21 protein-coding genes are annotated in these 17631 nt (G+C 72.8%); 19 read left to right on the top strand and 2 right to left on the bottom strand.

The window, feature by feature from the left end:
• Positions 1 to 151 precede the first annotated feature (151 nt).
• A complete protein-coding gene (gene ftsH, locus ACFW1I_RS02515) occupies positions 152 to 2110 on the top strand; it encodes an ATP-dependent zinc metalloprotease FtsH (RefSeq protein WP_384665341.1) in 1959 nt (652 codons plus the stop codon).
• Positions 2111 to 2120: 10 nt separating this feature from the next.
• On the opposite strand, the gene ACFW1I_RS02510 is transcribed toward ftsH, so the two are convergent.
• Positions 2121 to 2846 (bottom strand): methyltransferase type 11, encoded by a 726-nt coding sequence (locus tag ACFW1I_RS02510; protein ID WP_384665340.1) that lies wholly within the window; start codon positions 2844 to 2846, stop codon positions 2121 to 2123.
• Positions 2847 to 3187: 341 nt separating this feature from the next.
• Between ACFW1I_RS02510 and ACFW1I_RS02505 the strand changes: the two genes are divergently transcribed.
• From ACFW1I_RS02505 to ACFW1I_RS02425, 17 genes are all read left to right on the top strand, one after another.
• Positions 3188 to 3781: a hypothetical protein gene (locus ACFW1I_RS02505; protein ID WP_031013958.1), complete on the top strand. Its 594-nt coding sequence runs from the start codon at positions 3188 to 3190 to the stop codon at positions 3779 to 3781.
• Between the two features lie 154 nt (positions 3782 to 3935).
• A complete protein-coding gene (gene rpsP, locus ACFW1I_RS02500; protein ID WP_030496986.1) occupies positions 3936 to 4367 on the top strand; it encodes a 30S ribosomal protein S16 in 432 nt (143 codons plus the stop codon).
• Positions 4368 to 4369: 2 nt separating this feature from the next.
• Positions 4370 to 4609, top strand: coding sequence for an RNA-binding protein (locus tag ACFW1I_RS02495; RefSeq protein WP_005311361.1), 240 nt, complete (start codon positions 4370 to 4372; stop codon positions 4607 to 4609).
• A gap of 78 nt (positions 4610 to 4687) precedes the next feature.
• The gene (gene rimM, locus ACFW1I_RS02490) at positions 4688 to 5245 is read left to right on the top strand and encodes a ribosome maturation factor RimM (RefSeq protein WP_384665337.1); all 558 of its coding nucleotides are present in this window, start codon (positions 4688 to 4690) and stop codon (positions 5243 to 5245) included.
• Positions 5242 to 6063, top strand: a complete 822-nt coding sequence (trmD, locus tag ACFW1I_RS02485; RefSeq protein WP_384665336.1) for a tRNA (guanosine(37)-N1)-methyltransferase TrmD — start codon at positions 5242 to 5244, stop codon at positions 6061 to 6063. Before rimM ends, trmD begins: the two co-directional genes overlap by 4 nt.
• A 128-nt stretch (positions 6064 to 6191) precedes the next feature.
• Positions 6192 to 6542, top strand: coding sequence for a 50S ribosomal protein L19 (gene rplS, locus ACFW1I_RS02480; protein WP_030496989.1), 351 nt, complete (start codon positions 6192 to 6194; stop codon positions 6540 to 6542).
• Between the two features lie 69 nt (positions 6543 to 6611).
• Positions 6612 to 7499 carry a signal peptidase I gene (gene lepB, locus ACFW1I_RS02475; RefSeq protein ID WP_384665334.1) on the top strand — a complete coding sequence of 296 codons (888 nt, stop codon included), beginning with the start codon at positions 6612 to 6614 and terminating at the stop codon, positions 7497 to 7499.
• The gene (lepB, locus tag ACFW1I_RS02470; protein WP_384665332.1) at positions 7492 to 8499 is read left to right on the top strand and encodes a signal peptidase I; all 1008 of its coding nucleotides are present in this window, start codon (positions 7492 to 7494) and stop codon (positions 8497 to 8499) included. Before lepB (ACFW1I_RS02475) ends, lepB (ACFW1I_RS02470) begins: the two co-directional genes overlap by 8 nt.
• Positions 8435 to 9388 (top strand): signal peptidase I, encoded by a 954-nt coding sequence (lepB, locus tag ACFW1I_RS02465; RefSeq protein WP_384665330.1) that lies wholly within the window; start codon positions 8435 to 8437, stop codon positions 9386 to 9388. Before lepB (ACFW1I_RS02470) ends, lepB (ACFW1I_RS02465) begins: the two co-directional genes overlap by 65 nt.
• A gap of 53 nt (positions 9389 to 9441) precedes the next feature.
• Positions 9442 to 10197: a signal peptidase I gene (lepB, locus tag ACFW1I_RS02460; RefSeq protein WP_384665329.1), complete on the top strand. Its 756-nt coding sequence runs from the start codon at positions 9442 to 9444 to the stop codon at positions 10195 to 10197.
• The gene (locus ACFW1I_RS02455; RefSeq protein ID WP_384665327.1) at positions 10194 to 10721 is read left to right on the top strand and encodes an NUDIX hydrolase; all 528 of its coding nucleotides are present in this window, start codon (positions 10194 to 10196) and stop codon (positions 10719 to 10721) included. The genes lepB (ACFW1I_RS02460) and ACFW1I_RS02455 overlap by 4 nt, the downstream gene beginning before the upstream one ends.
• Positions 10722 to 10750: 29 nt before the next feature.
• Positions 10751 to 11059: a DUF2469 domain-containing protein gene (locus tag ACFW1I_RS02450; RefSeq protein ID WP_005311352.1), complete on the top strand. Its 309-nt coding sequence runs from the start codon at positions 10751 to 10753 to the stop codon at positions 11057 to 11059.
• Between the two features lie 114 nt (positions 11060 to 11173).
• Positions 11174 to 11539, top strand: coding sequence for a YraN family protein (locus ACFW1I_RS02445; protein ID WP_384665325.1), 366 nt, complete (start codon positions 11174 to 11176; stop codon positions 11537 to 11539).
• Positions 11539 to 13152 (top strand): YifB family Mg chelatase-like AAA ATPase, encoded by a 1614-nt coding sequence (locus ACFW1I_RS02440; RefSeq protein WP_384665323.1) that lies wholly within the window; start codon positions 11539 to 11541, stop codon positions 13150 to 13152. Before ACFW1I_RS02445 ends, ACFW1I_RS02440 begins: the two co-directional genes overlap by 1 nt.
• A complete protein-coding gene (gene dprA, locus ACFW1I_RS02435) occupies positions 13149 to 14309 on the top strand; it encodes a DNA-processing protein DprA (protein ID WP_384665321.1) in 1161 nt (386 codons plus the stop codon). The genes ACFW1I_RS02440 and dprA overlap by 4 nt, the downstream gene beginning before the upstream one ends.
• Before the next feature lie 239 nt (positions 14310 to 14548).
• Positions 14549 to 15382: an RNA polymerase sigma factor WhiG gene (whiG, locus tag ACFW1I_RS02430; RefSeq protein WP_031008644.1), complete on the top strand. Its 834-nt coding sequence runs from the start codon at positions 14549 to 14551 to the stop codon at positions 15380 to 15382.
• 53 nt (positions 15383 to 15435) lie between these two features.
• Entirely contained in the window at positions 15436 to 16002 is a 567-nt protein-coding gene (locus ACFW1I_RS02425) for a TetR/AcrR family transcriptional regulator (protein ID WP_384665434.1), read from the top strand.
• Here ACFW1I_RS02425 and ACFW1I_RS02420 read toward each other — a convergent pair.
• Positions 15983 to 16444: a peptidoglycan DD-metalloendopeptidase family protein gene (locus ACFW1I_RS02420; protein WP_384665319.1), complete on the bottom strand. Its 462-nt coding sequence runs from the start codon at positions 16442 to 16444 to the stop codon at positions 15983 to 15985. The two genes, ACFW1I_RS02425 and ACFW1I_RS02420, sit on opposite strands and share 20 nt — an antisense overlap.
• Before the next feature lie 257 nt (positions 16445 to 16701).
• On the opposite strand from ACFW1I_RS02420, the gene rpsB reads away from it, so the two are divergent.
• Entirely contained in the window at positions 16702 to 17568 is an 867-nt protein-coding gene (gene rpsB / locus ACFW1I_RS02415) for a 30S ribosomal protein S2 (protein ID WP_384665317.1), read from the top strand.
• Positions 17569 to 17631: the final 63 nt, after the last annotated feature.

Below are 17631 nucleotides of genomic sequence, written 5' to 3'. Positions count from 1 at the left end.
GGGGTCCCCCCCCCGGGGGCGGGCGGGGCGGGGGGTGTTTGCCACCCACCCACCCCCCCCGGGGCCCTTCTTCGTCCGCCCGGTCCACCCGGAATGCCCCTTCTGTCGTGATCTTCGATACTGGGGCCACTGCCGCCCCGAGGAGAGCGACGTGGCCAACCCCGTACCCCCGCGCGACCGGACCGACCAGCCCTGGCGCTCGGAAGGGGCGCCGCCGCCCCCGCCGCCGAAGAGGAAGATGCCCGGAGGCTGGGGCAGCCTCGTCCTCACCGCGCTCGCCGTCTATCTGATCGCCAACCTGGTGCTGTCCTTCTTCAACGAGGGCGACGGGCCGACGATCTCGTACACCGAGTTCAGCAAGCAGGTCACCGCCGGGAACGTCACCAAGATCTACTCCAAGGGCGACGCCATCCAGGGCCAGCTGAAGGACAAGCAGCCGGTGCCCGACGGGAAGGGCGACTACACCAAGTTCCAGACCCAGCGGCCGGCCTTCGCCGACGACGACCTGTGGGCGCAGCTGACTCAGCAGAAGGTCACCGTCACCGCCGAGCCCGTCGTGCAGGAACGTTCGTTCCTCGCCAATCTCCTCCTCTCCCTCGCCCCGATGCTGCTGCTGGTCCTCCTCTGGGTCTTCATCGCCCGCCGGATGAGCGCCGGCATGGGCGGCGCCGGCGGCATGCTCGGCCGCAAGCAGCCGCCGAAACCGGTCGAGCTGGAGGGCGGCAAGCGCACCACCTTCGCCGACGTGGCCGGCATCGACGAGGTGGAGGGCGAGCTCAACGACGTCGTCGACTTCCTCAAGAACCCGCAGGCCTACCGCGAGATGGGCGCCAAGATGCCCCGCGGCGTCCTCCTCGCCGGCCCGCCCGGCACCGGCAAGACCCTCCTCGCGCGGGCCGTCGCCGGCGAGGCCGGGGTGCCGTTCTTCTCCGCCTCCGCCTCCGAGTTCATCGAGATGATCGTCGGCGTCGGCGCCTCCCGGGTCCGCGAGCTCTTCGCCGAGGCCCGCAAGGTCGCCCCCGCGATCATCTTCATCGACGAGATCGACACCATCGGCCGGGCCCGCGGCGGCGGCTCCGGCATGGGCGGCCACGACGAGCGGGAGCAGACGCTCAACCAGATCCTCACCGAGATGGACGGCTTCACCGGCTCCGAGGGCGTCATCGTGCTCGCCGCCACCAACCGGGCCGACGTCCTCGACCCCGCCCTCACCCGCCCCGGCCGCTTCGACCGGATCGTCCACGTCAACCCGCCCGACCGCGGCGGCCGCGAGGCCATCCTGAAGATCCACACCCGGCAGATCCCGCTCGCCAAGGACGTCGACCTGGAGCAGGTCGCCCGCACCACCCCCGGCATGACCGGCGCCGAACTCGCCAACCTCGCCAACGAGGCCGCCCTCCTCGCGGTCAAGCGCGAGCAGACGTCCGTCACCCAGTCGGACCTCTCCGACGCCCTGGAGAAGGTCCAGCTCGGCGCCGAACGCCCCCTCGTCATGCCCGAGGAGGAGCGCCGCCGCACCGCCTACCACGAGAGCGGCCACGCCCTGCTCGGCATGCTCCAACCCGGCGCCGACCCCGTCCGCAAGATCACCATCGTGCCGCGCGGCCGCGCCCTCGGCGTCACCCTCTCCACCCCCGACGCCGACAAGTACGCCTACACCGAGGAGTACCTGCGCGGCCGGATCATCGGCGCCCTCGGCGGCATGGCGGCCGAGCAGGTCGTCTTCGGCGTCATCACCACCGGCGCCGAGAGCGACCTGGAACAGGTCACCAACATCGCCCGGGGCATGGTCGGCCGCTGGGGGATGAGCGCGACCGTCGGCCGGCTGACCGCCATCCCGAGCGACGCCCAGCAGGCGTACGGGCTCTCCGCCGCCCCCTCGACCCTCGACACCGTCGACGCCGAGATGCGCCGGATCGTCGACGAGTGCTACGAGGACGCCGTACGGCTCCTGCGCGAGCACCGCGACCGGCTGGACGCCCTGAGCGCCGCCCTCCTCGCCAACGAGACGCTGGAGGAGGACGCGGCCTACCGGGCGGCCGGCATCGAGCGCCCCGACCCGAACGCCCCCGAGCCGGGCGTCGGCCCCAGGCCGGAGACGCCCGCCTGAGGCGTACCGGCTACGGCACGCGCGCGACCACGTAGCGGAAGACGTTCGGCATCCACACCGTGCCGTCCGCGCGCCGGTACGGGGCCAGCGCCTCCTCGATCTCCTTCTCCACCTGCGCCGGGTCGCCGGCCCGCACCGCCGCGTCGAAGACGCCGGTGGACAGCAGGCCGCGCACCGCGCTGGTCTCGTCCGCGTACCCGAACGGGCAGGCGACCCGGCCGTCGCCGACCGGCCGCAGCCCGGCCCGTGCGGCGAGCGCGGCCAGGTCGGCGCGGGGGGAGGGGCGCCGGTCCGCGAGCCGGTCCGCGAGCCGCAGCAGCGGCTCCGTCGCACACCGCTCCGGCGGCCCCCAGCCGGCCAGCACGACCGCGGTGCCCGGTTGGGCCGCCCGGGTGAGGTCGACCGGGCCGAAGGCGGTGCGGTCCGCCGCGTGGAAGGCGGTGATCACGTCGTACGGGCCGTCCTCCGGTACGTCGGGGGTGATCATGACGGAGTCGGGGAGGCGCGTTCTGGCCAGCTCCACGCGCGCGTGGTCCGCCTCCGCCCCGGCGGCCGAGGCGCCCCGGGCGGCGGCCATCAGCAGCGCGAGGCCGGTGCCGCAGTCCAGCCCCAGCAGCCGGGTGCCCGGCCCCACGCCGAGGCGTTCGTGGACCGCCTCGTAGAGCGGGACGAGCATCCGCTCCTGGATCTCGGCCCAGTCGCGCGCGGGGTGGTGCGGGACGAGCGTAGGTGTCATGGATCAGGCCCCATTCCGTGCCGGACGACAGCCCCCCGTAGTCAGGGAACTGCGCTTCGCGTCCGGCGTCCAGTGCTCGGGACGGACGACCGGGGTCGAGTTCGGGCCACACCCCCCGGGTGGTGCCGACGGGGGAGGGGGGCCGGTGCCCGAACTCGGGCACCGGCCCGGTAGTGTCCCCTCCCACACCGCTCCGGCGCGCGTGACGACACCGCGCGCCGGGGCGTATGCGCCGCTGTGCACCAGCTGTGGACGCCTCGCTACCGACTGACGGGTACGTGCAAAATATTTGAGTTGCCCCGGAATGGAACCCGGAGGGGATCCGGCTCGTTGTACCCGACGTGAGCACGACACCACCTGTCCTCGCCGCAGAGCTGGCGCAGGCGTGGGCCGACATTCAGCGGCACCACCCCGAGCTGCCGGACCTCGCCGCGCCCGAGTCCCTGATCGGAGAGTCCTCGTCCGCCTGCGGCGCCGAGCTCTCCTTCGAGCGACTGCTCCACGAGGCAGTCCACGGCATCGCCGCCGCCCGGGGTGTCCGCGACACCTCCCGCGCCGGCCGCTACCACAACCGCAGATTCCTCGCGATCGCCGAGGAGATGGGCCTCGACCATCCCGAGGAGCCGCACGCCAGCAGCGGCTTCTCCCTGGTCACGCTCAACCCCGAGGCGAAACGGCGGTACCGGCCCACCATCGAGCGGCTCCAGCGCGCCCTCAAGGCCCACACCGTCGCCACGGCCGCCGACACCAAGCGCTCCTTCCGCGGACCGGCCGCCCGGCACGGCTCCTCGGGCGGCGGCGTCCGCGTCAAGGCCGTCTGCGACTGCGGGCGCAACGTGCGCGTGGTGCCCTCGGTGCTCGCCCAGGCCCCGATCGTCTGCGGCGGCTGCGGAAAGCCCTTCCGGATCCCGGAGACGGTGGGCGCCGCCGGCTGACCTGGCGGCGTGTGGCACAATGGTCAGCTGTACTCGACAGTCGCACAGGACCCCTCTCTCCTCCGGCTGACGCGTCCATCGGGCACCCGAGTACCGCAACCCCACGTGGCATCTCAAGTGCCCAACCACGTCAAGACCAGGAGACACCACTCCAGTGGCAGTCAAGATCAAGCTCAAGCGCCTCGGCAAGATTCGCCAGCCGCACTACCGCATCGTCGTCGCCGACTCGCGCACCCGCCGTGACGGCCGCGCGATCGAGGAGATCGGCCTCTACCACCCGACGTACAACCCGTCGCGTATCGAGGTCGACTCCGAGCGTGCGCAGTACTGGCTCTCCGTCGGCGCCCAGCCGACCGAGCCCGTCCTCGCCATCCTGAAGCTCACCGGCGACTGGCAGAAGCACAAGGGCCTCCCCGCCCCGGAGAAGCCGCTGCTCGCCCCGGCGACCAAGGAAGAGAAGCGCGCTTCCTTCGACGAGTTCGCCAAGGCGCTCGAGGGTGCCGAGGACAAGGGTGAGGCCATCACCCCGAAGGCCAAGAAGGCGAAGGCGGACGAGGCCGAGGCCGAGTCCACCACCGAGGCCTGATCATGCTCGAGGAGGCTCTCGAGCACCTCGTGAAGGGCATCGTCGACAACCCCGACGACGTGCAGGTCGCCTCGCGCAACCTGCGCCGCGGCCGCGTACTCGAGGTCCGGGTCCACCCCGACGACCTCGGCAAGGTGATCGGCCGCAACGGCCGCACCGCGCGTGCGCTGCGCACCGTCGTGGGCGCCATCGGCGGTCGTGGCATCCGCGTCGACCTCGTCGACGTGGACCAGGTCCGCTGAAAGTTTGACACCGGCACGGGCCGGGGAGGGCAGACCGCCCACCCCGGCCCGTTGCCGTACGACAGGAAGAGTTCACCAGTGCAGTTGGTAGTCGCGCGGATCGGCCGCGCCCACGGGATCAGGGGCGACGTCACCGTGGAGGTGCGCACCGACGAGCCCGAGCTGCGGCTCGGCCCCGGCGCCGTCCTGCTCACCGACCCGCCCTCCGCCGGTCCGCTGACCGTCGAGTCCGGCAAGGTGCACAGCGGCCGGCTGCTGCTCCGCTTCGAGGGCGTCCACGACCGCAACGCCGCCGAGGCCCTCCGCAACACCCTCCTCATCGCCGAGGTCGACCCCGCGGAACTGCCCGAGGAGGAGGACGAGTACTACGACCACCAGCTCGTCGACCTCGACGTGGTCCTGGCCGACGGCACCGAGGTCGGCGTGATCACCGAGATCTCCCACCTGCCCTCGCAGGACCTGTTCATCGTGGAGCGCCCCGACGGCACCGAGCTGATGATCCCCTTCGTCGAGCAGATCGTCACCGAGATCGACCTGGAGAACCAGCGGGCCGTCATCACCCCGCCGCCCGGCCTGATCGACGACCGCGCCGAGATCGCCTCCGCCCGCGACGCCGAAGAGGACGACCAGGCATGAGGCTCGACGTCGTCACGATCTTCCCCGAGTACCTCGAACCGCTGAACGTCTCACTCGTCGGCAAGGCACGCGCGCGGGGACAGCTCGACGTCCACGTCCACGACCTGCGCCGGTGGACGTACGACCGGCACAACACCGTCGACGACACCCCCTACGGCGGCGGCCCCGGCATGGTCATGAAGACCGAGCCCTGGGGCGACGCCCTCGACCAGACCCTCGCGGACGGCTACGAGACCGGAGCCCACGGCCCCGTCCTCGTCGTCCCGACCCCCAGCGGCCGCCCCTTCACCCAGGAACTCGCCGTCGAGCTCTCCGAGCGGCCCTGGCTGATCTTCACCCCCGCCCGCTACGAGGGCATCGACCGCCGGGTCATGGACGAGTACGCCACCCGCATGCCGGTCTACGAGGTCTCCATCGGCGACTACGTGCTCGCCGGCGGCGAGGCCGCCGTCCTGGTGATCACCGAGGCCGTCGCCCGTCTCCTCCCCGGCGTCCTCGGCAACGCCGAGTCGCACCGCGACGACTCCTTCGCCCCCGGCGCCATGGCGAACCTCCTCGAAGGCCCCGTCTACACCAAGCCCCCCGAGTGGCGCGGCCGCGAGATCCCCGAGGTGCTGCTCAGCGGCCACCACGGCAGGATCGCCCGCTGGCGCCGCGACGAGGCGTTCCGCCGCACCGCCGCCAACCGGCCGGACCTCATCGAGCGCTGCGACCCCGCCGCCTTCGACAAGAAGGACCGCGAGACCCTCTCGATCCTCGGCTGGGCCCCCGAGCCCGGCGGCCGATTTTGGCGCAGGGTCGAGGGCGTGGAAGAATAGGCGACTGCCGTCCGTCCGGCGCGCGCCCCTGCCACAGGGGGAGCCGCCCGCCATCGACCGGACGGCGTCTCCATCGATTCGTACGTCACCGCTGATGACCTGTGGCATCGGCGAGGAAAGAGACCTCCATGGCCTCCCTGCTCGACCAGGTGAACGCGGCTTCGCTCCGCTCCGACCTGCCCGCCTTCCGTCCCGGCGACACCGTGAACGTCCACGTGCGCGTCATCGAGGGCAACCGCTCCCGTATCCAGCAGTTCAAGGGCGTCGTCATCCGCCGCCAGGGCTCCGGCGTCTCCGAGACCTTCACCGTCCGCAAGGTCTCGTTCTCCGTCGGCGTCGAGCGCACCTTCCCGGTGAACAGCCCGATCTTCGAGAAGATCGAGCTCGTCACCCGCGGTGACGTCCGTCGCGCCAAGCTCTACTACCTCCGTGAGCTGCGCGGCAAGGCTGCCAAGATCAAGGAGAAGCGCGACAACTGAGCTCCGGCTCACCGCTCGCGCGACGCTTCACGCTCCTCGTACAGGCGGGCCGGATAGGCTCACCCCCCGATGGACACCGAAGCACAGCACACGGAGCGCGACCCCTCTTCCCCGGCGGATCCCCAACCGGATCCCGCCACGGACGACGGGTCGCGCTCCGTGCGCGTTTCCGGGGCGCCCTCCGGCGGACCCGAGACCCCGGACGACGGCGCCGACGAGGGCGCCGACGACGAGGGGCCCGACGACGGGGCCGCCGGGCGCGGCCCCTCCTGGCGCAGGACCGGCCTCGTCGGCGCCGCCTGCGTGGTCTTCCTGCTGCTCCTCAGCCACTTCGTGGCCCAGCCCTTCCTGATCCCCAGCGGCTCCATGGAGCCCACCCTCCAGGTCGGGGACCGGATCCTCGTCAACAAGCTGGCGTACCGTTTCGGCAGCGAGCCGCGCCGCGGTGACGTCGTGGTCTTCGACGGCACCGGATCCTTCGTCCAGGAGGAGCGGTCGGGCAATCCGGTCACCGGCCTGATGCACGACGCCGCGGCCGCCCTCGGGCTCGCCGCCCCCGACGAGACCGACTTCGTGAAGCGGGTCGTCGGCGTCGGCGGCGACCGGGTCGTCTGCTGCGACGCGAAGGGCCGGATCACCGTCAACGGCGTCCGCGTCCAGGAGCCGTACCTCACCCCCGGCGACCGGCCCTCCGACGTGCCCTTCGACATCGTCGTCCCGCCGGGCACCCTCTGGGTGATGGGCGACCACCGCAGCCAGTCCAGCGACTCCCGCGACCACCTCGGCAGCCCCGGCGGCGGCATGGTCCCGGTCGACAAGGTCGTCGGCCGCGCCGACTGGATCGTCTGGCCGGTGGCCCGCTGGACCACCGTCACCGAGACCGACGCGTACGACTCCGTACCGGCGCCGCCGGCCGGCGGGCACGCCGTCGGGCCGCGGGGGAGCGGACATGGGTAGCCGCGGCCGCCGGGCCGGCTCCGCACCGGGCGGGACGCAGGCACCGCCCGGCCGCGCCGAGCGGCGCAGGCTGGCCCGCAAGGTCAAGCGGCGCCGGCAGCGCTCCGCGCTCCGCGAGATCCCCATCCTGGTCGGCGTCGCGGTGCTGATCGCGCTCGTCCTCAAGACCTTCCTCGTGCAGGCGTTCGTCATCCCGTCCGGCTCCATGGAGCAGACGATCCGGATCGACGACCGGGTGCTCGTCGACAAGCTCACGCCGTGGTTCGGCTCGAAGCCGCAGCGCGGCGACGTCGTCGTCTTCGAGGACCCCGGCGACTGGCTCCACCAGGAGGTCGCCCCGGCCGCCGAGGACCCCATCGGGATCAAGCAGGTCAAGCAGGCGCTGACCTTCATCGGCCTGATGCCCTCCGCCGACGAGCGGGACCTCATCAAGCGGGTCGTCGCGGTCGGCGGCGACACCGTCCGCTGCTGCGGCAAGGACGGCCGGATCACCGTCAACGGCGTGCCGCTGGACGAGCCGTACCTCAACCCGGGCGACAAGCCGTCCACGATCCCCTTCGAGGTGAAGGTCCCCGAAGGCCGGATCTTCGTGCTCGGCGACCACCGCTCCGACTCCGCCGACTCCCGCTACCACCTCGACGAACCCGGGCACGGGACCATCGCCGAGGAGCAGGTCGTGGGCCGTGCCGTGGTGATCGCCTGGCCGTTCGGCCACTGGCGGCGCCTGGAGGAGCGCGAGACCTTCGCCGCCGTGCCGGACGCGCGTGCGACCACCGGGACCGCGCTCGGTCTGTCGCATAGTGTGTCCTCGCGGAACGTGAACGGAATGCCCTGGCCGCCGACCCCTGCGGAACTCCTGCTCGTTATGGGAGTGGCGGGCCTGTCCCTGTTCCGGGACGGGCGGCCGCACCGAGTGAGGAGTGGATGTGGGGGAAGTGGCCGTCGGCGCACGTTCCGGACACGACGGGCCCGAGGACAGGGCCGACGGGGCCAGAGGTGAGAACGTGACGGAAGAGAACACCAGTGGCGACGGGACGTCGTCCTCCGGCGACCGGTCGGACGGGACCGACGGAACCGGCGACAACGGCGAGAACGGCGCACGGCCGAAGAAGCAGCGTTCCTTCTGGAAGGAACTCCCGCTCCTCATCGGCATCGCGCTGATCCTCGCGCTGCTGATCAAGACCTTCCTGGTGCAGGCGTTCTCGATTCCGTCGGAATCGATGATGAACACCCTGAAGAAGGGCGACCGGGTCCTCGTCGACAAGCTGACCCCCTGGTTCGGCTCCGAGCCCGAGCGCGGCGAGGTCGTCGTCTTCCACGACCCGGGCGGCTGGCTGGAGACGGCGGAGACGCCCAAGCCCAACGCGGTCCAGAAGTTCCTCAGCTTCATCGGCCTCATGCCGTCCGCCGAGGAGAAGGACCTCATCAAGCGGGTCATCGCGGTCGGCGGCGACACCGTCTCCTGCAAGGAGGGCGGCAAGGTCGTCCTCAACGGCAAGGAGCTCGACGAGTCCGCCTACCTCTACCCGGGCTCCGTCCCCTGCCAGGACTCCTTCGGCCCGATCAAGGTCCCCCAGGACCGGATCTGGGTCATGGGCGACAACCGGCAGAACTCGCTCGACTCCCGCTTCCACCAGGAGCTGCCCGGCGGCGGCACCATCGCCAACGACCAGGTCGTCGGCCGCGCCGTGGTCGTCGCCTGGCCCGTCACCCGCTGGGCGACGCTGCCCGTCCCGGACGTCTTCGACCAGCCCGGCCTGAACCCGGCCGCGGCGGCGCTCCCCGTGGCGGCGGCGACCCCGGCGACGGCGGCCGTCGGCTTCGCGGCGGCGCTCCCGCTCGTGCTGTGGCGGCGGAAGAAGCGGACCACGCGGCATACCGCCGAGTAGCTTCCCGCGGGTAGGGTGCCGTCCCAGATCGTCGACCGACCTCTGGGGTGCGCATGAGCGGAACAGGCAAGAAGAGCGACGGCCACGGCCGGCTCGGCAGCGTGCTGTCGGGACTGGCCGTGGCCGTCGGCTGTCTGCTCTTCCTCGGCGGCTTCGCCGGCGGGGCACTGCTCTACCGGCCGTACACCGTGCCCACCGGCTCCATGGCCCCCACCTTCGAGGCGGGCTCCAAGCTCCTCGCCCAGCGCATCGACGGCGACGAGGTCCGGCGCGGCGACATCGTGGTCTTCGAGGACCCGCTGTGGGGCGGCTCGACCATGGTCAAGCGGGTCGTCGCGGTCGGCGGCGACACCGTCGCCTGCTGCGGCGACCACGGCCGGCTCACGGTCAACGGCACCCCCGTCGAGGAACCGTATCTGCGGCCCGGACCCGACGGCACCGTCCGCGCCTCCGGCGAGGACTTCACCGCCACCGTCCCCGCGGACAGCCTCTTCCTCCTCGGCGACGACCGCGGCTCCTCGCTCGACTCCCGTACCCACCTGGAGGACGCGGCGCAGGGCTCGGTACCCCGCTCCACCGTCGTCGCCCGCGTCGACGCCGTCGCCTGGCCCCTCCCCGGCGACCTCATGGAACGCCCCGCCGGCTTCGCCGCCCTCCCCGGCGGCGTCTCCACCCCCGGCCCGCTCCCGCTCCTCCTCACCGCCCTCGCGGCCGGCGCCGTCCTCATCCTCGGCGGAGCGGCGTACGGACCCCTCGCCGCGCGCCTGCGGACGCGGACGCGGCCCACGCGCGAGAAGGTGAAGGCATGACCGACGGGACAGAGGTGCGCCAGGTCGCCCGGGTCATCCTGCTCGACCCCGACGACCGGGTCCTGCTCCTGCACGGCCACGAGCCCGAGGACCCCACCGACAGTTGGTGGTTCACCCCCGGCGGCGGCCTGGAGGGCGACGAGACCCGCGAACAGGCCGCACTCCGCGAACTCGCCGAGGAGACCGGCCTCACCGACGTCGAACTCGGCCCCGTCCTCTGGCGGCGCCGCTGCTCCTTCCCCTTCGCCGGCCGCCGCTGGGACCAGGACGAGTGGTACTACCTCGCCCGCACCCGCCACACCGGCCCCGTACCCGGCCCGCAGGCCCTCACCGAGCTGGAGACCCGCAGCCTCTCCGGCCAGAGATGGTGGACCTCCGCCGAACTGTCGGCGGCCCATGAGACCGTGTACCCCATCAGGCTCGCCGAGCTGCTGCGCACGCTGCTCGACGAGGGACCCCCGAGCACGCCCGTCGTACTCGCCCCGGAAATCGTCCAAGGGGCGCCCGCGACTGGCGCACAATAGGGGGACGCACGGCTGAAGGGGAACATGCCATGAGCGCCGAGGACCTCGAGAAGTACGAGACCGAGATGGAGCTGAAGCTCTACCGGGAGTACCGCGACGTCGTCGGGCTGTTCAAATACGTGATCGAGACCGAGCGGCGCTTCTACCTCACCAACGACTACGAGATGCAGGTGCACTCGGTCCAGGGCGAGGTCTTCTTCGAAGTCAGCATGGCCGACGCCTGGGTCTGGGACATGTACCGACCGGCCCGGTTCGTCAAGCAGGTCCGCGTCCTCACCTTCAAGGACGTCAACATCGAGGAGCTCAACAAGAGCGACCTCGAACTGCCCGGCAGCTGACCCCCGCTCCACTCACCCGTGTGAGTGACGCGATCCTCCGCGACCGCGCACTCGTCCACAGCCCCGCACACACAGGGGACCACCTCCGTCACAGTCGGTGACGGAGGTGGTCCCATGAACGCGACCCGAGCACTCGGACGGTACGGAGAAGAGCTGGCGGCCCGCCGGCTCACCCGCGCCGGCCTGCACATCCTGGCCCGCAACTGGCGCTGCGGCCGCACCGGAGAGATCGACATCGTCGCCCTGCACGGCGACACCCTCGTCATCTGCGAGGTCAAGACCCGGCGCATCGGCCGCTTCGAGCACCCCATGGCCGCCGTCACCGCCGAGAAGGCCGCCCGGCTCCGGCACCTCGCCCACTGCTGGCTCGACCGCACCGGCACCGCGCCACCCGCCGGCGGCGTCCGCATCGACCTCGTCGGCATCGTCCTGCCCCGCCGCGGCGCCCCCGTCCTCACCCACGCCCGGGGGGTGGCCTGATGGGGTTCGCCCGCACCTGCTCCGTCGCCCTCGTCGGCGTCGAAGGCGTCGTCGTCGAGGTCCAGGCCGACCTCGAACCGGGCGTCGCCGCCTTCACCCTCGTCGGCCTCCCCGACAAGAGCCTCAGCGAGAGCCGCGACCGCGTCCGCGCCTCCGTCGTCAACTCCGGCGCCGAATGGCCCCAGAAGAAGCTCACCGTCGGCCTCAGCCCCGCGTCCGTGCCCAAGGCCGGATCCGGATTCGACCTCGCCGTCGCCGTCGCCGTACTCGGCGCGGCCGAGCGGATCGACCCGCGCTCCATCGCCGACCTCGTCCTCATCGGCGAACTCGGCCTCGACGGCCGCGTCCGGCCCGTCCGCGGCATCCTCCCGGCCGTCCTCGCCGCCGCCGACGCCGGCTACCACCAGGTCGTCGTCCCCGAACAGACCGCCGGAGAGGCGGCCCTCGTCCCCGGCGTCTCCGTCCTCGGCGTCCGCACCCTCCGCCAGCTCATCGCCGTCCTGAGCGACGAACCCGTCCCCGACGAGGACCCCGCCGAGCAGGGCCGCCCCGACGCCATGCTCGCCGGCCTCCTCGTCCCCGGCGCCGGCATCGGCACCGGCCTCGCCCCCGACCCCGGCGAAGGCCCCGACCTCGCCGACGTCGCAGGCCAGCACACCGCCCGCCGCGCCCTGGAGATCGCCGCCGCCGGCGGCCACCACCTCCTCCTCACCGGGCCACCCGGCGCCGGGAAGACCATGCTCGCCGAACGGCTCCCCGGCATCCTCCCGCCGCTGACCCGGCAGGAATCCCTCGAAGTCACCGCCGTCCACTCCGTCGCCGGCATCCTCCCGCCCGGCGAACCCCTCGTCCGCCGCGCCCCCTACTGCGCGCCCCACCACTCCGCCACCATGCAGTCCCTCGTCGGCGGCGGGAACGGCATCCCCCGGCCCGGCGCCGTCTCCCTCGCCCACCGCGGCGTGCTCTTCCTGGACGAAGCGCCCGAATTCTCCACGAAATCCCTCGACGCCCTCCGTCAGCCCCTCGAATCCGGGCACGTCGTCATCGCCCGCACCGCCGGAGTCGTCCGCCTCCCCGCCCGCTTCCTCCTCGCCCTCGCCGCCAACCCCTGCCCCTGCGGCCGCCACACCCTCCACGGCGCCGGCTGCGAATGCCCGCCCTCCGTCATCCGCCGCTACCAGGCCCGCCTCTCCGGCCCCCTCCTCGACCGCGTCGACCTCCGCGTCGAGGCCGAACCCGTCACCCGCGGCGACCTCCTCGGCCAGGGCGGCCGGGGCGAACCCACCACCGCCGTCGCCGACCGCGTCCGCGAGGCCCGGGCCCGCGCCACCGCCCGCCTCACCGGCACCCCCTGGACCCTCAACAGCGAGATCCCCGGCCACGAACTCCGCACCCGCTACCTCGCCGCCCCCGGCGCCCTCGCCCACGCCGAACGCGACATCGAGCGAGGACTCCTCACCGCCCGCGGCCTCGACCGCGTCCTCCGCGTCGCCTGGACCGTCGCCGACCTCGCCGGACACGACCGCCCCGGCCACGACGACATCGCCCACGCCCTCGAACTCCGCACCGGCATCACCCGAGGCGTCCCCCTCACCACCGGAGACCGGCCATGACCCACGACCCCGGGGACGCGGAGCGCCTCGCCCGCGCCGCCCTCACCCGCATCGTCGAACCCGGCGACGAACAGGCCGGCCGCGCCCTCCGCGGCCACGGAGCCACCGGCCTCCTCACCCTCCTGCGCGACCCCCGCGAAGCCCCGCTCCCCGGCACCGCGCCGCGCCGCCTCGCCGGCTGGCGCCACCGCGCCCGCACCACCGCACCCGAAGCCGACCTCGACCACATCGCCCGGCTCGGCGGCCGCTTCCTCGTCCCCGGCGACCCCGACTGGCCCAGCCAGCTCGACGACCTCGGCGACGCCCGCCCCCTCGGCCTCTGGACCCGCGGCCCCGCCTCCCTGCGCACCTGGGCCCTGCGCTCCGTCGCCCTCGTCGGCGCCCGCGCCTGCACCCCGTACGGCGCCCACACCGCCGCCGACCTCGCCGCCGGCCTCAGCCGGCACGGCTGGGTCGTCGTCTCCGGCGCCGCCTACGGCATCGACGGCGCCGCCCACCGGGGCGCCCTCGCCGCCGGCGGAGCCACCGCGGCCGTCCTCGCCAGCGGCGTCGACACCCCCTACCCGCGCGGCCACAGCGGGCTCCTCGACCGCATCGCCCACCAGGGCATCCTCATCGGCGAACTCCCACCCGGCAGCCACCCCACCCCCAGCCGCTTCATCCTCCGCAACCGCGTCATCGCCGCCCTCACCCGCGGCACCGTCGTCGTCGAGGCCCAGCACCGCAGCGGATCCCTCGTCACCGCCCGCGCCGCCACCCGCCTCGGCCGCCACACCATGGGCGTCCCCGGCCCGGTCACCAGCGCCCTCTCCGCCGGCGTCCACGAACTCCTCCGCGACGGCGCCACCCTCGTCACCGACGCCGACGAGATCGTCGAACTGGTCGGCGCCATCGGCGACCTCGCCCCCGCCCGGCGCGGCCCGGTCCTGCCCCGCGACCTGCTCCACCCCGCCGCCGCCCAGGTCCTCGAAGCCCTCCCCGCCCACCCGCCCGCACCCGCCACCGAGATCGCGCGCCGGGCCGGCACCACCCCCGACGACGCCCTCGCCCGGCTGTACGAACTCCTCGCGCTCGGTCACGCGGAGCGGGACGGCGACGGATGGAGGTTGACGAACAGCGGCAAGCCGGTGTCGAACGCGCGGCGAGGCGGTCCTTGACCTGGCGCATTCGGGTGAAATGGTGAAGCCGATGAGGAACCGAGTCATCCCGGTCGCACCCCCGGGGCCGACACGCGCCACGGCCCCGGTTCGAAGATGTGGCCGACCACGTCCACCCGGACCGGCGCGATCCGCTCCCGTTCGCTCACCGCGACACCGCACTCACGCTACGCTCACCAGGATTCCCCACAGGACACCCAGACCGACGCACCCGACAGCAGAACGGCTCAAGGCAACGCATGCCCCAGCACACCTCCGGGTCTGACCGCGCTGCGGTGCCCCCAGCAGCCCGGGGCACCGTGCGGCCGGCCGCGCCGACCTCCCTCGAAGAGCTGTGGCGCTCGTACAAGGCCACCGGTGACGAGCGGCTGCGGGAGCAGCTGATCCTGCACTACTCGCCCCTCGTCAAATACGTCGCCGGACGCGTCAGCGTCGGCCTGCCGTCCAACGTCGAACAGGCGGACTTCGTCTCCTCCGGGGTGTTCGGCCTCATCGACGCCATCGAGAAGTTCGACGTCGAGCGCGCCATCAAGTTCGAGACCTACGCCATCACCCGCATCCGCGGCGCGATGATCGACGAACTCCGCGCCCTCGACTGGATCCCCCGCTCCGTGCGCCAGAAGGCCCGCAACGTCGAGCGCGCCTACGCCACCCTGGAGGCCCAGCTCCGCCGCACCCCCAGCGAGAGCGAGGTCGCCGCCGAGCTCGGCATCCCGCTGGAGGAACTCCACGCCGTCTTCAGCCAGTTGTCGCTGGCCAACGTCGTCGCGCTCGAAGAGCTGCTGCACGTCGGCGGCGAGGGCGACCGGCTCTCCCTGATGGACACCCTGGAGGACACGGCCGCCGACAACCCCGTCGAGGTCGCCGAGGACCGCGAGCTGCGCCGGCTGCTCGCCCGCGCCATCAACACCCTCCCCGAGCGGGAGAAGACCGTCGTCACGCTCTACTACTACGAGGGCCTGACGCTCGCCGAGATCGGCCACGTCCTCGGCGTCACCGAGAGCCGGGTCAGCCAGATCCACACCAAGTCCGTCCTGCAGCTTCGCGCCAAGCTCGCCGACGTCGGGCGCTGACCCCGCCCCACCGGTCGTACAGTGGAGCCGTGCCCAGGATTCGAGCGGCCTCCGTGGCCGAGCACCGGACCATGCAACGCGGCGCCCTGCTGGACGCCGCGCGATCCCTGCTGTCCGAGGGCGGGACGGAGGCGCTGACCTTCCCCGCGCTCGCCGAGCGCACCGGACTCGCGCGCTCGTCGGTCTACGAGTACTTCCGCTCCCGCGCCGCCGTCGTCGAGGAACTGTGCGCGGTCGACTTCCCCGTCTGGGCCGCCGAGGTCGAGTTCGCCATGGCCGCCGCCGACACCCCCGAGGCCAAGGTCGCCGCCTACGTCCGCAAGCAGCTGGAGCTCGTCGGCGACCGCCGCCACCGCGCCGTCGTCGCCATCTCCGCCGGTGAGCTCGACGACGGCGCCCGCGAGAAGATCCGCGCCGCCCACGGCGGCCTCGTCGCCATGGTCGTCGACGCCCTCGCCGACCTCGGCATGACCGAGCCCCGGCTGGGCGCCATGCTCCTCCAGGGCGTCGTCGACGCCGCCGTCCGGCGCATCGAGCTCGGTGCCGCCGAGGACCCCGACCGCATCGCCGAGGCCGCCGTCGCGATGGCCCTCCACGGCGTCACCGGCCCGCGCCCCTGACCGGCGGCAGCAGACGGGACCGGGGCCGGGCCGTCAGCAGGAGCGGGTCCAGATAGACCCGGCCGCGCAGCAGCCCCCAGTGGAGGCAGGACGCGGCGCAGTGCCCGCCGGCGGCGACCTCGGCGATCGGGGTCCCCGCGGCGACCCGGGCGCCCCGCTCGGCCAGCGGGGTCACCGGGGAGAAGGTGGTCCGCAGCGGGGGAGTCCCCGTCCCCGTGAGGGTGAGCGTGACGACCCCGCGGCCGCCCACCGGACCGGCGAAGGTGACCGTCCCCGCGGCCGGGGCCACGACGGGCGTCCCCGGCGGCGCGGCGAGGTCGACACCGCGGTGACCGGGCGCGTACGGCCCCGGCGGCGGTCGCCAGCCGCGCAGGATCTCGGGCGCCGGCGGTCCCACCGGCCAGAGCAGGGCGAGGACGAGGAAGACGGTCGTGAGCTGCATGGGGAGAGCCTCCCCGGGCGGCGCGACGCCCGGCGGGCTGCGCCGAATTCTGTGGACGGACGGCGGCCTGTGGACAGCACCGTCACCCGGCGCTCCCGGGGTCCCGTACACTTCCTATGGCGACCCGGGTCACCGGGTCGACTTCGCACGCCCCGCCACTCGACTCCCAGAGCGTGGTGGCAGCGCCTTTCGGTCCTTCGTGGCACGGCGCGCCGGGGCGTCAGGAACACAACCGAGAAACCCAAGGAGATACGGCCATGGCCGTCGTCACGATGCGGGAGCTGCTGGAGAGCGGCGTCCACTTCGGTCACCAGACCCGTCGCTGGAACCCGAAGATGACGCGCTACATCTTCACCGAGCGCAACGGCATCTACATCATCGACCTGCTCCAGTCGCTGTCGTACATCGACCGCGCCTACGAGTTCGTCAAGGAGACGGTCGCCCACGGTGGCTCCGTCATGTTCGTCGGTACGAAGAAGCAGGCCCAGGAGGCCATCGCCGAGCAGGCGACGCGCGTCGGCATGCCGTACGTCAACCAGCGTTGGCTCGGTGGCATGCTCACCAACTTCTCGACCGTCTACAAGCGTCTGCAGCGCCTCAAGGAGCTCGAGCAGATCGACTTCGAGGACGTCGCGGCCTCGGGTCTCACCAAGAAGGAGCTCCTGGTCCTCTCGCGCGAGAAGGCCAAGCTGGAGAAGACCCTCGGTGGTATCCGCGAGATGCAGAAGGTGCCGAGCGCCGTCTGGATCGTCGACACCAAGAAGGAGCACATCGCCGTCGGCGAGGCTCGCAAGCTCAACATCCCGGTCGTCGCGATCCTCGACACCAACTGCGACCCCGACGAGGTCGACTACAAGATCCCGGGCAACGACGACGCGATCCGCTCCGTCACCCTGCTCACCCGCGTGATCGCCGACGCCGTCGCCGAGGGCCTCATCGCCCGCTCCGGCGCCGCGACCGGCGACTCGAAGCCGGGCGAGAAGGCCGCCGGCGAGCCGCTCGCCGAGTGGGAGCGCGACCTGCTCGAGGGCGAGAAGAAGGACGAGGCCGCCGAGGTCCAGTCCTCCGCCGAGACCGAGAAGGCCGCCGAGGCCGAGGCCGAGGCTCCGGCCGAGCAGGCCTGACCCCTTCCGCACTCCGGAACACCACGGAGGTGACGGCGGGGGCCCATGAAGCCCCCGCCGTCC

This window comes from Streptomyces sp. NPDC058955 (assembly GCF_042741435.1).
Taxonomy (GTDB): domain Bacteria; phylum Actinomycetota; class Actinomycetes; order Streptomycetales; family Streptomycetaceae; genus Streptomyces.
The sequence above is the reverse complement of the archived record's forward strand: the minus strand, read 5'-3'. Positions and strand labels throughout refer to the sequence as shown.